We start from the raw sequence: 14,662 nt of genomic DNA, 5'->3' as shown, positions 1-14,662 counted from the left end.
GCCGCACCCCGTGCCGTGCCGCGTGCCGCACCCCGTGCCGTGCCGCGTGCCGCACCCCGTGCCGTGCCGCGTGCCGCACTCCGTGCCGTGCCGCGCCGCACCGCGCACCGCACCGCGTGCCGCGCCGCACCGTGCCGCGCCGCACCGCGCACCGCACCGCGCCCCGCACTCCATTCCGGGGCCCCCGAGATCGGTGAGCAGCGCAGCGGGCGTCTTCGCCCTCTGCGGCCGAGGCTCGACGCAAGGCCCATGACCGGCCGCCGGGCGCGGCCCGGGCGCCGACACCCGCCGTCTCACCCCGGGACGGCCACGCGGCCCCAGCCCCGCTCTCCGCCCTACCGCACCGCTTCGAGCCGCACCGCGCACGTCTTGAACTCCGGCATGCGCGATGTCGGGTCGAGGGCCGGGTTGGTCAGGGTGTTGGCCCTTCCCTCGCCCGGCCAGTGGAACGGCATGAAGACGGTGTCCGGGCGGATGGACGTGGTGATCCGGGCGGGGGCCACGGCGCGGCCCCGCCGGGACACGACGGCCACGGCGTCCCCGTCCGCGGCCCCGAGCCGGTCCGCGAGCCGCGGGTGCATCTCCACGAAGGGGCCGGGCGCGGCGGCGTTGAGCTCGGCGACGCGGCGCGTCTGCGCCCCGGACTGGTACTGCGCGACCACGCGCCCGGTGGTCAGCAGCACCGGGTACTCGTCGTCCGGCTCCTCCGCGGCCGGCCGGTGCGACACCGGCACGAACCGCGCCCGGCCGTCCTCGGTGGCGAACCGGTCGAGGAACAGGCGGGGGGTGCCGGGGTGGACCCCGTCGACGGGCTCGCCCGCCGGGTCGTCCGGCAGCACGTCGAGGGAGGCGTCCTCGGGGTCCTCCGCCGCACCCTCCGTCGCCGGGCACGGCCAGAACACCCCGTTCTCCTCCGCCAGCCGCCGGTAGGTGATCCCCGAGTAGTCCGCGGGCCCGCCCGCACTCGCCCGGCGCAGCTCGTCGAAGACCTCCTCCGGGTCCGTCGGGAAGCCCTTCTCCACGCCCAGCCGGTCGGCGAGTTCATGCAGGACGTCGAGGTCGCTGCGTACGCCGGAGGGCGGGGAGATCGCGCGGCGGCGCAGCAGGACGCGGCCCTCCAGGTTCGTGGTCGTGCCGGTTTCCTCGGCCCACTGGGTGACGGGCAGGACCACGTCGGCGAGGGCCGCCGTCTCGGACAGGACGACGTCCGCGACCGCCAGGAAGTCGAGTGACCTGATGCGCTCCTCGATGTGCGCGGCGCGGGGCGCGGACACCACCGGGTTGGAGCCCATCAGGAGCAGCGAGCGGATGTCCGAGCCGAGGGCGTCGAGGAGTTCGTACGCACTGCGGCCCGGGCCCGGCAGGGAGTCCGGGTCGACGCCCCACACCTCGGCGACATGGCGGCGCGCGGCGGGATCGGTGAGCTTGCGGTAGCCGGGCAGCTGGTCGGCCTTCTGGCCGTGTTCGCGGCCGCCCTGCCCGTTGCCCTGCCCGGTCAGGCAGCCGTAGCCGGACAGCGGCCGTCCCGAACGCCCGGTCGCCAGGCAGAGGTTGATCCACGCGCCGACCGTGTCGGTTCCCTTGGACTGCTGCTCGGGCCCGCGCGCGGTGAGCACCATGGCGTTCGCGGGCTCGCAGAACAGCCGTACCGCCTCCCGGAGTTGGGGCACGGGAACACCGGTGATCCGCTCCACGTACTCCGGCCAGTGCGCCATCGCCGCGGCCCGCGTCTCCTCCCAGCCGCTCGTGCGCTCCTGGATGTACGCCTCGTCCGTGCGGTCCTCGGCGACGATCAGGTGGAGCATTCCGAGGGCCAGCGCGAGGTCCGTGCCGGGGCGCGGCGCCAGGTGCAGGTCCGCCTGCTCGGCCGTACGCGTGCGGCGCGGATCGATGACGATCAGCGTGCCGCCGTTCTCCTTCAACTCGGTGAGGTAGCGCAGCGCGGGCGGCATCGTCTCGGCGAGGTTGGAGCCGACCAGGATCACGCAGCCGGTCCTGGGGATGTCCTCCAGCGGGAAGGGCAGACCGCGGTCGAGGCCGAAGGCCTTGATCCCGCCCGCCGCGGCGGACGACATGCAGAAGCGTCCGTTGTAGTCGATCTGCGAGGTGCCGAGGACGACCCGGGCGAACTTGCCGAGCGCGTACGCCTTCTCGTTCGTCAGCCCACCGCCGCCGAAGACACCGCACGCGTCCGGGCCATGCTCCGTGCGCGTGCGGGTCAGCCCCTCGGCGATGCGGTCGAGGGCCTCGTCCCAGGTGGCGGGCGCAAGGACGCCCGCCTTCCGGACCAGCGGGGAGGTCAGCCGGAGCCGGGACGAGAGCAGCTCCGGCGCCGTACGGCCCTTGCCGCACAGCGCGCCCCGGTTCACCGGGAAGTCGGGGCGCTCGACCACCGCGACGCCCCCGCTCTGCTCGGGCGTGAGGTTCATCCCGCACTGCAGGGCGCAGTACGGGCAGTGGGTGGGCGTCGCGGAGGTCTGCATACCGTCCAGCGTGCGTCGGGCGTGTTACGCGCCGGGATGTCCGGCGTTACGCGGCCGGGACGGGGACCTCCCGGGCGGCCGGGGGCGGCGGTGAGGCCCAAAGTCCCCGGACAGAGGCACGGCCGCACAACCGGACACCTGTGGGTTGCCGTCGGCACGACGGAAGTTGCCGCTGTGATGAAAGTCACCACATGTGGCCGATTGTGCATCGTACGTGGCCGAACAGGCCTTGTTGAGGGTTCAAAATTCGCGACTACAGTCGGGCCGCGAAAGACCGCACGGCGTTCGAAAAACCCGGATTCGGCACCGCTCACACCGGACACGTCATCCGTTCTCGAAACAGCCAGGAGGTCTCAGCAGTCATGCCTCTGCGCCCTCTCACCCCCCGCGACCAGGCTCTGTTCTGGCATTACGGCCGAGGCCCCGCCGTCCCCGTGCCCGACCCCCTCGTCCACCACGCCGTCGAACGGCAGGCCGCGGCCACACCGCACGCCGTCGCCGCCGAACACCGGGGCGCGACGATCACCTACGGCGAGCTCGACCGCTACGCCGACGGGCTGGCGGCCCGGCTGGTCCGCGAAGGCGTACGCCCCGGCGATCATGTCGGCCTGTTCGCCCGCCGGTCGATCCCGCTGCTCGTCGGCCTCCTCGGCACCCTCAAGGCGGGCGCCGCCTACGTCCCGCAGGACATCGGGCTCACCCCCACGGCCCAGCTCGACCATGTCATGCGCACCGCCGCGACCCGGGTCGTCCTCACCCTCTCGGAACACGCGCACCGCGTGCCACGGCAGCAGGACGTCCGGCTGATCGCGCTGGACGAGCCCCTGACGTACGAAGGCGGGCCGACGAGTCGCGAAGGGGGGCCGCCAGGAGTGGCCGTCCGCCCCGACGACGGCTGCTACGTCCTGTTCACCTCCGGTACGACGGGCCCGCCCAACGGCGTCAAGGTCACCCACCGCAACGTCGCGAACATCCTGCTCACCGGGCCGGGCGGCCTCGGCATCAGCCCCGGCGAGCGCGTCGCCCACCTGCTGAACGTCGCCTTCGACATGGCGGCCTGGGAGATCCTCGGCTGTCTGACGCACGGCGGCACGCTCGTGATCCGCGGCAAGGACATCGCCGAGACGGCCCGTACGGCGGACGTCCTGATCGCCACGCCGACCGTCCTGTCCGGCATCGACCCCGCGAGCTGCCCGCACATCCGCGCGGTGGCCGTCGCGGGCGAGCCGTGCCCCCGCCCGCTGGCCGACCGGTGGGCGGCCCGTGCGGCCTTCCACAACTGCTGCGGCCCGACCGAGACGACCATCGTGAACACGATGCGCCGCCATCATCCGTCCGATCCGCTCCTCACCATCGGCCGCCCGACCCCCAACAACACGGTGTACGTCCTAGACGAGCACCGGAGGCCCGTGCCCATCGGCGCGGCCGGCGAGATGTGGGCGGGCGGCGACTGCGTGTCGGCCGGATACCTCGGCAACGAGCGGCTGAACAGCGAGCGGTACGCGCCCGATCCCTTCCTCGGCGACGGCCGGCTCATGTTCCGCACCCGCGACCTCGGCCGCTGGGCCCCGGGCGGCGATCTCGAACACCTCGGCCGTACGGACGACCAGGTCAAGGTCCGCGGCTTCCGCGTCGAACTCGACGGCGTCTCCTCGGTCCTGGAGTCGGTGGCCGGCTGCGCCCGCGCAGTCACCCTCAGACGCGACGCCCGCACCCTCGTCTCGTTCGTCTGCCCGGCCGACGTCGATCCGGAGGGCGCCCGTCGGGCGGTCGAGGCCGCGCTGCCCTACTACTGCGTCCCGGCCGAGGTCCTGCCCCTCGCCTTCCTCCCCGAGACGGACCGGGGAAAGATCGACAAGGCGGCGCTGCTGCGGCTGGCGGAGGAGCGCGAGGTGGTGGCGCGATGACCTCGTCACCGCCTCGGACGTCCACGGGATCGTCCACGGATGTCATGGGCGTGGCGGATGCGGCGGTGGAGCTTCCCCCGCTCACCTCCGCGCCCCGCCGCCTCCTCAAGCACCCCCGCCTGATGCACTACAACCGGCTGGCGGCACTGGTGCTGATCACCAACCTTGCCTTCCTGGCCATTGGTTGGCCCCTCGCCACCCGCACCCTCGGCCACGCGGCGCTCGCCAACCTCGCGCTCGCCGTCGTCGTACGCCAGCAGTACGTCGTCAACTTCTTCTTCCGCGTCGCGACTTGGGCGCCGACGTCGTGGCCGCTGAAGGTGCGCTGGACGCTCGCGAAGGTCTACCACTTCGGCGGACTGCACGTCGGGGGCGCGCTGGCCGGGGCGGCGTGGTTCGTCGCGGTCGCGGTGGCGGTCACGGCGGAGGGCGCCAACACGCCGCTCATCGTGATCAGTTGGACGCTGATCGGCCTGCTCGCCGGCATCATCGCGACCGCGCTGCCGCCGTTCCGCTCCCGCTTCCACGACCACTTCGAGAAGATCCACCGCTTCGGCGGCTGGACGGCGCTGGCGCTGTTCTGGACGCACACGCTGCTGGCCGTCCCGGACCCGGTGTCCGTGGCGGTCCTGGGCCTGGTCACCTTCAGCGTCGCACTGCCCTGGATGCGGCTGCGCAAGGTCGCCGTACGCATCGAACGGCCCTCGCCCCACGTGGCGTTGGCCCGTTTCGACCACGGCGTGACACCCTTCGCCGGGTCCTCGACCGCGATCAGCCGCAGCCCGCTCATGGAGTGGCACTCGTTCGCCAACGTGCCGTCACCCGGCGAATCCGGCTTCCGGCTCACGATCTCCCGCGCGGGCGACTGGACGGGCTCCTTCGTCGACGACGCTCCCGAACGCGTCTGGGTGAAGGGCATCACCACGGCCGGGGTCGCCAACATCGAGACCCTGTTCACGAAGGTGGTCTACGTCGCCACGGGCAGCGGCATCGGCCCCTGCCTGCCCCACCTGCTCGCCGCCGAGGTGCCCTCACGCCTCGTCTGGGCTACCCGCGACCCCCGCACCACCTACGGCGACGCGCTCGTCGACGAAATCCTCGCCGTTCAGCCGCACGCCCTCGTCTGGGACACCTCCCGGAACGGAAAGCCCGACATGGTGCGGCTCGCGTACGCCGCGTACCGGGACTTCGGTGCCGAGGCGGTCATCTGCATCTCCAACAAGAAACTCACCTGGCAGGTCGTGCACGGCCTGGAACGGCGCGGCATCCCCGCGTACGGCGCCATCTGGGACTCATGACCGGCCTGTCGGGAAAGGGAGCCGATGAACAACAACCTCAAGACCGAACGCCACGGGCGCGTCCTCACCGTACGGCTGCACCGCCCGCACGTCCTCAACGCCCTCAGCACGGAGCTGATGACCGAACTCCTCGACACCCTGCGCCCGTTGGACACGGACCCGGCGGTCGGCTGCTTCGTCGTCACCGGCTCGGAGAAGGTCTTCGCGGCCGGCGCGGACATCAAGGAGATGGCCGGGAAGACGGCCGCCGACATGGTCACCGAGGACTACTTCTGCGGCTGGGAGGAGTTCGCGGCCCTGCGCACCCCGAAGATCGCCGCCGTCAACGGCCATGCCCTGGGCGGCGGTTGCGAACTGGCGATGATGTGCGACCTGATCATCGCCGGCGAGTCCGCGCTCTTCGGCCAGCCGGAGATCAGGCTCGGTGTGATCCCCGGCATCGGCGGCACCCAGCGCCTCACCCGCCTCGTCGGCCGCGCCAAGGCGATGGACCTCGTCCTCACCGGCCGCACCATGAACGCGCGGGAGGCGGAGAGCGCGGGCCTCGTCTCCCGGGTCGTCCCCGACGACCAGGTCCTCCCCGAGGCGCTGGAGGCCGCCACGACGATCGCCTCCCACAGCCGCGGCGCCGTCACCGCCGCCCGCGAATGCGTCGACCGGGCGCTGGAGACGGGCCTGCGGGACGGTGTCCTCTTCGAACGCCGCGTCTTCCACGGCCTGTTCGCGACGGAGGACCAGAAGGAAGGCATGACCGCCTTCCTGGAAAAGCGCCCACCTCGCTTCACCGACCGCTAGCCAGCGCCTTCGTCACCCCCGGTTCCTTCGGTCCGAGGAACCGGGGATCCGGCTCGAACAGCGCGTCCAGGGCGGCCTTGCCCGCCGCGAAGATCTCGCGGGCACCGCCGTAGTACCAGGTCACGTCGTGCTTGGCGTCGACGCCGACGCCGTACGACTGCACGCCCGCCGCCTGGCACAGCGCCACCGCCCGTCGGATGTGGAAGCCCTGGCTGATCAGGACGGCACGGTCGACGCCGAAGATCTTCTTCGCGCGGACGCACGAGTCCCAGGTGTCGAAACCGGCGTAGTCGCTGACGATCCGCGCGTCGGGCACCCCGCGCTTCGTGAGGTACGTGCGCATCGCGTCCGGCTCGTCGTAGTCCTCGCGGCTGTTGTCGCCGGTGACGAGAACGACCTCGATCCGGCCCGCCCGGTACAGCTTCGCCGCCGCGTCCAGCCGGTGCGCGAGATACGGCGACGGCTCCCCGTCCCACAGCCCGGCGCCGAAGACGACGGCGACCTCGGTGCGCGGCGCGTCCGCCGTCGTCCGCAGCCGGTCACCGGCCGCGGTGAACATCCAGGTCGCCGGCAGCAGCGCCAGCACGCACAGCAGCATCACAGCCTGCACGGCCCGCCGCTGCCCCTTGCGGGTGCGCGGCAGTATCGGTCGCCTCGGTCGGCGGATGCTCAGGCGCGGCAGGCGCATCGACGGTGTCCCCCCAGGTCGGTCCCGGTCTGCCCGGCCCTCGGCACGACCGGTTCTCGCCAGTGGGGACGCAGCGTACGGTGATCCGGTTCGCCCGAGCCGTACGGGCCGGGCGGTCGGGTACCTCACACCGCCGGACCCGGCACCGTGAACCGCCGGAAAATACCCGTGACCCTCACGCAACGGCCCGGCAACCTCCTGCCGCCAGGATCGGTCCATGACGGCGTCGAACCCTCCTCGCGACGAGTCCACGACCGCGTCCAAGAACCGGCCCGGTGGTGCGCCCCACGGCGCCGCTCACCTCGACAGTACGGCGCAACTCATGAACCGGATCACCAGCCAGCTCGGCAGTCAGCTCAGCCTCGTCTCGCTCAACGGCACCCGCCGCCCGGCGCCGCCCGCGCTCGTCCTCGTCGGGCACGGCAGCCGCGATCCGCGAGCACTGGCCACCGTACGCACCCTGATCGAGCGGGTCCGTGAGCTGCGTCCGCACCTGCCCGTGCACCTGGGCCACATCGAGCTGAACGAGCCCCTGCTGCCCGACACGCTCGCCTCCCTCGCCCGTGCCGACCAGGACACCCCCGCCGGCGCCGTGCTCGTCCCGCTGCTCCTCAGCCGCGGCTACCACGTCAAGCACGACATCCCCGAGGCCGCGGCCGCCGCCGAAGACCTGCGTACCCGCGTCGCCGCCCCGCTCGGCCCGCATCCGCTGCTGGTCGAGACGCTGTACGCGCGGCTCGTCGAGGCGGGCTGGCGCACCCGGACGACCGAGGCGACCCGCCGCGCCAGCGGTGTCGTGCTCGCCGCCGCGGGCTCCCGCGACCCTCACGCGGCCGTCGACACCCGCCGCACCGCCCAGCTGCTGGCCGAGCGCCTCGGTGTCCCGGTCGTCCCCGCGTACGCCTCCGCCGCCACCCCGACCGTCTCTGCCGCCGTCCGCGCGCTCGCCGCCCGCGGCCGCCACCGGGTGGCCGTCGCCTCCTACTTCACCGCCCCCGGCCGCTTCGCCACCGAATGCGCCGCCGCGGCCCCCTGGATCGCCGCCGCCCCGCTCGGCGCGCACCCGATGATGGCCCGCCTCGTCCTGCACCGCTACGACCAGGCCGTCGCCCGGCCGGGAACCGCCTCGGAACGCGAACTGGCCACGGCCTGACCCAGGTCACCCGGACAGCTGTGTCCCGTTTGTCAGTGCCTGCGTCTACTGTCGGTGCATGGAAGGCACTGCACCGAAGGCATACGAAGACCCCACCGAGTACGCCAGGCCGGACGGGTTCGAGCACATCGCCCCGGAGGGGTACGACGAGTCCGCCATCGAGCGCTGGGCCACCGAACCCGACAAGCGGCCCGGCCGCACCGCCTTCCAGCGCGACCGCGCGCGCGTCCTGCACTCGGCGGCCCTGCGCCGGCTGGCCGGCAAGACCCAGGTCGTCACCCCGGGCACGCGCAGCAGCGTCTGGGACGCCAGCCCCCGCACCCGGCTGACCCACTCCCTGGAGTGCGCCCAGGTCGGCCGCGAGCTGGGCGCCGCCCTCGGCTGCGACCCCGACCTCGTCGAGGCATGCTGCCTCTCGCACGACCTCGGCCACCCGCCCTTCGGGCACAACGGCGAACAGGCGCTCAACGAATTCGCCGAGGACATCGGCGGCTTCGAGGGCAACGCCCAGTCGCTGCGCCTGCTGACCCGCATCGAGCCCAAGCGGTTCGTGCGCTCCCAGACCCTGACATCAGCCGCTGCCGCGGCGGGCGGCGACCTCGTCAGCGTCGGTCTCAACCTCACCCGCGCCGCCCTGGACGCCGCCACCAAGTACCCCTGGCCGCGCGGCGCCCATCCCACCGACGCCAAGTCCCCGAAGTTCGGGGTCTACGACGACGACCGGCCCGTCTTCGACTGGATCCGCAAGGGCGCGCCCGGCACCCGTACGTGCTTCGAGGCCCAGGTCATGGACTGGTCGGACGACGTGGCGTACTCGGTGCACGACGTCGAGGACGGCCTGCACGCGGGCCACATCGACCCCAACGTCCTGCACGCCGAGCCGGAGCGGCAGGAGATCTTCGCCGTCGCCGTCGGGCGGTACGTGCCGGCCGACACCGACCCCGCCGAGCTGTCCGCCGCCCTCGACCGCCTCCTCGACCAGGAGTGGTGGCCGCACGGCTACGACGGGACGGCCGTCGCGCAGGCCCGGCTGAAGGACGCCACCAGCCAGCTCATCGGCCACTTCTGCCTCGCGGCGGAGGGCGCGACCCGGGCGGCGTACGGCAGCGGGCGCCTCACCCGGTACGCGGCCGAGCTGGTCGTGCCGAGAAGCGCCCGGCTGGAGTGCGCGGTCCTCAAGGCGGTCGCCGACCGGTACGTCATGCAGCGCGCCGAGCAGGAGGCGCTCCGCGCCGACCAGCGGATCGTCGTCGCCGAACTCGCCGAGACGCTCACCGCCCGCGCGCCCGACGGCCTGGACCCGCAGTTCCGCGCGCTGTTCGACGAGGCACCCGACGACCGGGCCCGGGGGCGAGTGATCGTCGACCAGATCGCGTCCCTCACGGACGCCTCCGCACGCTCCCTGCACGCCCGGCTCACGGGCGCCCGTCCGCGCTGACCACCGCGCGGCTGCACCCGGACTCCGGCACACCGCACCTTCGATGATTGGGGCCAACCAGGGCAAATAAGTACACGAGTGTGACCCTGCGTGGCCTGATCGGGCCACTCCCTCTTCCCGCATCACCCTGCGTGCGGGACGCTCGCATGTGGCGACATCCTTACGAGGAGGCATCAAGTGGTCGACGCGGATCAGACATTCGTCATCGTCGGAGGAGGCCTGGCCGGCGCCAAGGCGGCCGAGACCCTTCGAACGGAGGGCTTCACCGGCCGCGTGATACTGATCTGCGACGAACGCGACCACCCCTACGAGCGCCCGCCGCTCTCCAAGGGGTACCTGCTCGGCAAGGAGGAGCGCGACAGCGTCTTCGTCCACGAACCGGCCTGGTACGCGCAGCACGACGTCGAGCTGCACCTCGGCCAGACAGTCGACGCCATCGACCGCGGCGCGAAGACGGTCCGCTTCGGCGACGACGGCACGCTGGTGCACTACGACAAGCTGCTCATCGCGACGGGCGCCGAACCCCGCCGCCTGGACATCCCGGGCACCGACCTCGCCGGTGTCCACCACCTGCGCCGCCTCGCGCACGCCGAGCGCCTCAAGGGCGTCCTCTCGGCCCTCGGCCGGGACAACGGCCACATCGTCATCGCTGGCGCCGGCTGGATCGGCCTGGAGGTCGCGGCGGCGGCCCGTGAGTACGGCGCCGAGGTCACCGTCGTAGAGCCCGAGGGGACCCCGCTGCACGCGGTGCTCGGCCCCGAGCTGGGCCAGCTCTTCGCCGAGCTGCACCGCGAGCACGGCGTCCGCTTCCACTTCGGCGCCCGGCTCACCGAGATCGTCGGCCAGGACGGCATGGTGCTCGCCGCCCGCACCGACGACGGCGAGGAGCACCCCGCCCACGATGTGCTGGCCGCCATCGGAGCGGCCCCGCGCACCGGCCTCGCCGAGGCCGCCGGCCTGGAGATCGCCGACCGTGCGCACGGCGGCGGCATCGCCGTCGACGCCCGGCTGCGCACCTCCGACCCCGACATCTACGCCGCCGGTGACGTGGCCGCCTTCCACCACACGCTCTTCGACACCCGGCTGCGCGTCGAGCACTGGGCCAACGCCCTCAACGGCGGCCCGGCGGCCGCCCGCGCAATGCTCGGCCGCGACCTCGCCTACGACCGCGTGCCGTATTTCTTCTCCGACCAGTACGACGTCGGGCTCGAGTACTCGGGCTGGGCGCCCCCCGGCTCCTACGACCAGGTGGTGATCCGAGGAGACGCGGGCAAGCGGCAGTTCATCGCCTTCTGGCTCAAGGACGGACAGGTGCTGGCCGGGATGAACGTGAATGTGTGGGACGTCACGGAACCGATTCAGTCATTGATCCGCTCCCGGGCCCGGGTGGACACCGAGGCGCTCGCCGACCCACACGTTCCACTGGACAGCCTGCTCCCCTGACCGACAGCGGCACCCGACTGTCACACCGTCCCCGTAGAATCCATGCGTGGCCGGAAGGATCAACGACGAGGACGTGAAGGCGGTTCGGGACGCGGTCCCGATCGACGCCGTGGTCTCCGAGTACCTCCAGCTGCGCAACGCGGGCGGCGGGAACCTCAAGGGGCTGTGCCCCTTCCACGACGAGAAGTCGCCGTCCTTCCAGGTCAGCCCGAGCAAGGGACTCTTCCACTGCTTCGGCTGCCAGGAGGGCGGCGACACCATCACGTTCGTGATGAAGGTCGACCACCTCTCCTTCTCCGAGTCGGTCGAGCGCCTCGCCGCCCAGGCGGGCATCACGCTGCGGTACGAGGAGGGCGGGTACAACCCCTCCCACCAGCGCGGCGAGCGCATCCGCCTGGTAGAGGCGCACAAGATCGCCGCCCAGTTCTACATCGAGCAGCTCGACACCAGCTCCGAGGCCGACACCGGCCGCAAGTTCCTCGCCGAGCGCGGCTTCGACCAGGCCGCCGCCGCCCACTTCGGCGTCGGCTACAGCCCCCAGGGCTGGGACCACCTCACCCGCTACCTCCGCGGCAAGGGCTTCTCCGACAAGGAACTCCTCCTGTCCGGCCTCTCCCAGGAAGGCCGTCGCGGTCCCATCGACCGCTTCCGCGGCCGCCTGATGTGGCCGATCCGCGACATCGGCGGCGAGGTCGTCGGCTTCGGCGCGCGAAAGCTGTACGAGTCGGACAACGGCCCGAAGTACCTCAACACACCCGACACGGCGATCTACCGGAAGTCCCAGGTCCTGTACGGCATCGACCTCGCGAAGAAGGACATCGCCAAGGCCAGCCGCGCGGTCGTCGTCGAGGGCTACACGGACGTCATGGCCTGCCATCTCGCCGGCGTCACCACGGCGATCGCGACCTGCGGCACCGCGTTCGGCGGCGACCACATCAAGATCCTCCGCCGGCTGCTCATGGACAACGGCAGCGCACGGGTGATCTTCACCTTCGACGGCGACGCGGCCGGCCAGAAAGCCGCCCTGCGCGCCTTCGAGGACGACCAGAAGTTCGCCGCCGAGACCTACATCGCGATCGCCCCGGACGGCATGGACCCCTGCGAGCTGCGGCTCGCCAAGGGCGACGAGGCGGTCGCCGACCTGGCCGAACCCCGCACCCCGCTCTTCGAGTTCGCGCTGCGCCAGATCGTCCTGCGCTACGACCTGGAGACCCCGGCGGGCCGCGCCGCCGCGCTCGACGAGGCGGCCCCGATCGTCGCCCGCATCAAGAACAGCGGCGCCCAGCACGAGGTCGCCGTGCAGCTCGCCGGCATGCTCGGCATCCTCGACACGCAGTTCGTCGTCAAGCGGGTGGCTCAGCTGGCCCGTTGGGCCCAGGGCCGCGGCGGCAAGGGCCCCGCCCCGGCCGGACAGCGCCCCCAGCAGGCGTACGAGGCCGCCCGGACGCCCGCCGGAGGCCCGGCCCTCACCCTGCGCAACCCCGTCTTCGCCACCGAACGCGAGCTGCTCAAACTCGCCCTGCAGCGCCCGGAGTTGGTCTCCCCGGCCTTCGACGCGTACGGCGTGGACGAGTTCACCGCCGCCCCGTACGCGGCCGTACGCCAGGCGATCATGGACGCGGGTGGCGCCGAGTACGGCGTCGAGGACTCCCAGGAGTATCTGGTCCGCGTCCGCGAGGCCGCCCCGGACGACGCGGTGCGCGCCATGGTCACCGAGCTGGCCGTCGAGGCGATCATGCGCAAGACCGTCGACGAGACGTACGCGGGGGCCCAGCTGGTCTCGGTGCGCCGCCGGGCCGTCGAGCGCCGTGTACGCGACGTACAGGGCGCGCTGGCCCGGGTGAGCGCCCAGGGCGACCCGGCCCAGTTGGCGGCCGTGCAGAACGAGCTGTGGGTGCTCCAGCAGTACGACCAGGCTCTCCGGGAACAGGGCGCGACGGCGCTCTGACGGAGCAGCGGCCACTTTCCGTGCGCTGTTTGGTGCGCCTTTCAAGCTGTTTCGCGCCCTGTCAGCTGCGCACTCGTACGGCAGGGTAACCACGCGGTCACGGACCGGACTCAAAAAGTCACCGCACGCCCCTCGTGGCGGCGATGTGTCGTACTCCACACTGGGTCTCGGTGCCTGAGTCCTCGGAGCGCGGCCGGCCCGCCCACAGCGGGTTACACACCCCCGCGGTTCCGCTCAACGACTACGGGATGGACAGCGGCGAGGCCGCCGACCCCATCTCCGACGTACCGCTGCCGCATGCCTCAGCAGCGACATTCCTGGAGGTCGCCCCCGTGCAGACCCAGACCCTCACAGAGACCGACACCGCGACGGACACGGACGCGGAGAACGACGTCATACCGGCAGTCCCCCCGCAGAGCCACGTCGCGCACCATCCCGAAGCACGCCCCGAAGCACGTCCCGAGGCGGACGCGGAGAGTCCGCCCGAACCCGGCGAACCCCCCGCCGGCGCCGTGGAGATCACCGAGACCGAGGCGCCCGAGCCCGTCGAACCGCCCCGCAGCCGCGTCGCCGACACCAGCGGCCCCTCCTCCGACCTGTTCCGCCAGTACCTGCGCGAGATCGGCCGGATCCCCCTGCTCACCGCCGCCGAGGAGGTCGAACTCGCCCGCCGCGTCGAGGCCGGGCTCTTCGCCGAGGAGAAGCTCCGCCTCGCCTGCGACCTGGACAGCCAGCTCGCCCTCGACCTGGACAAGCTGGTCGTCATGGGCCGCATGGCCAAGCGCCGCCTCATCGAGGCGAACCTGCGCCTCGTCGTCTCCGTCGCCAAGCGGTACGTGGGGCGCGGGCTGACCATGCTCGACCTGGTCCAGGAGGGCAACCTCGGCCTCATCCGCGCCGTCGAGAAGTTCGACTACGCGCGCGGGTACAAGTTCTCCACGTACGCCACCTGGTGGATCCGCCAGGCCATGTCCCGCGCCCTCGCCGACCAGGCCCGCACCATCCGGGTCCCGGTGCACGTCGTGGAGCTGATCAACCGGGTCGTACGCGTGCAGCGGCGCATGCTGCAGGAGCGCGGCTACGAGCCGACACCGGAGGAGGTCGCCGCGCACCTCGACCTGCCCAGCGAACGCGTCAGCGAAGTTCTGCGGCTGGCCCAGGAACCCGTCTCGCTGCACGCACCGGTCGGGGAGGAGGACGACGTAGCGCTCGGCGACCTCATCGAGGACGGTGACGCGACCTCGCCGGTGGAGTCGGCGGCGTTCCTGCTGCTCAGGGAACACCTGGAGGCCGTGCTGTCCACGCTCGGGGAGCGCGAGCGCAAGGTCGTCCAGCTGCGCTACGGGCTCGCCGACGGCCGGCCGCGCACGCTGGAGGAGATAGGCCGCATCTTCGGCGTCACCCGCGAACGCATCCGCCAGATCGAGTCCAAGACCCTCAACAAGCTGAGGGACCACGCCTTCGCGGACCAGCTGCGGGGGTACCTGGACTGAAGCAGGGGCCGCTCAC

At 72.3% G+C, this 14,662-nt stretch carries 10 protein-coding genes; 8 read left to right on the top strand and 2 right to left on the bottom strand.

Annotation, left to right across the window (positions count from 1 at the left end; all coding sequences use genetic code 11):
- Positions 1-335: 335 nt before the first annotated feature.
- Complete coding sequence (locus tag ABZS97_RS03340; protein ID WP_356132956.1) at positions 336-2,483, bottom strand: molybdopterin oxidoreductase family protein; 2,148 nt, start codon at positions 2,481-2,483, stop codon at positions 336-338.
- 362 nt (positions 2,484-2,845) lie between these two features.
- Here ABZS97_RS03340 and ABZS97_RS03335 point away from each other — a divergent pair, with 362 nt between their 5' ends.
- The 3 genes from ABZS97_RS03335 to ABZS97_RS03325 are packed head-to-tail and all read left to right on the top strand — an operon-like array spanning position 2,846 to position 6,483.
- Positions 2,846-4,390: an amino acid adenylation domain-containing protein gene (locus ABZS97_RS03335; protein ID WP_356132953.1), complete on the top strand. Its 1,545-nt coding sequence runs from the start codon at positions 2,846-2,848 to the stop codon at positions 4,388-4,390.
- A gap of 44 nt (positions 4,391-4,434) precedes the next feature.
- Positions 4,435-5,688 carry a hypothetical protein gene (locus ABZS97_RS03330; RefSeq protein ID WP_356132967.1) on the top strand — a complete coding sequence of 418 codons (1,254 nt, stop codon included), beginning with the start codon at positions 4,435-4,437 and terminating at the stop codon, positions 5,686-5,688.
- A 24-nt stretch (positions 5,689-5,712) separates the two neighbouring features.
- Complete coding sequence (locus ABZS97_RS03325) at positions 5,713-6,483, top strand: enoyl-CoA hydratase-related protein (protein ID WP_356132951.1); 771 nt, start codon at positions 5,713-5,715, stop codon at positions 6,481-6,483.
- Here the strand turns inward: ABZS97_RS03325 and ABZS97_RS03320 are convergent.
- Positions 6,470-7,171: an ElyC/SanA/YdcF family protein gene (locus ABZS97_RS03320; RefSeq protein ID WP_356132949.1), complete on the bottom strand. Its 702-nt coding sequence runs from the start codon at positions 7,169-7,171 to the stop codon at positions 6,470-6,472. The genes ABZS97_RS03325 and ABZS97_RS03320 overlap by 14 nt on opposite strands.
- Before the next feature lie 217 nt (positions 7,172-7,388).
- Here ABZS97_RS03320 and ABZS97_RS03315 point away from each other — a divergent pair, with 217 nt between their 5' ends.
- The 5 genes from ABZS97_RS03315 (at position 7,389) to ABZS97_RS03295 (ending at position 14,646) form a co-directional block, all read left to right on the top strand.
- The gene (locus ABZS97_RS03315) at positions 7,389-8,324 is read left to right on the top strand and encodes a sirohydrochlorin chelatase (protein WP_356132947.1); all 936 of its coding nucleotides are present in this window, start codon (positions 7,389-7,391) and stop codon (positions 8,322-8,324) included.
- A gap of 58 nt (positions 8,325-8,382) precedes the next feature.
- Positions 8,383-9,762 carry a deoxyguanosinetriphosphate triphosphohydrolase gene (locus tag ABZS97_RS03310; RefSeq protein ID WP_356132945.1) on the top strand — a complete coding sequence of 460 codons (1,380 nt, stop codon included), beginning with the start codon at positions 8,383-8,385 and terminating at the stop codon, positions 9,760-9,762.
- A gap of 177 nt (positions 9,763-9,939) precedes the next feature.
- Entirely contained in the window at positions 9,940-11,205 is a 1,266-nt protein-coding gene (locus ABZS97_RS03305; RefSeq protein WP_356132943.1) for an FAD-dependent oxidoreductase, read from the top strand.
- A gap of 46 nt (positions 11,206-11,251) precedes the next feature.
- Complete coding sequence (gene dnaG, locus ABZS97_RS03300; protein WP_356132941.1) at positions 11,252-13,153, top strand: DNA primase; 1,902 nt, start codon at positions 11,252-11,254, stop codon at positions 13,151-13,153.
- Positions 13,154-13,323: 170 nt separating this feature from the next.
- Complete coding sequence (locus tag ABZS97_RS03295) at positions 13,324-14,646, top strand: RNA polymerase sigma factor (RefSeq protein WP_356132939.1); 1,323 nt, start codon at positions 13,324-13,326, stop codon at positions 14,644-14,646.
- Positions 14,647-14,662: the final 16 nt, after the last annotated feature.

The sequence above is a fragment of the Streptomyces sp. NPDC005485 genome (genome assembly GCF_040606085.1).
GTDB lineage: Bacteria > Actinomycetota > Actinomycetes > Streptomycetales > Streptomycetaceae > Streptomyces.
Note: the sequence above shows the minus strand (reverse complement) of the source record. Positions and strands in the feature narration are given on the sequence as shown.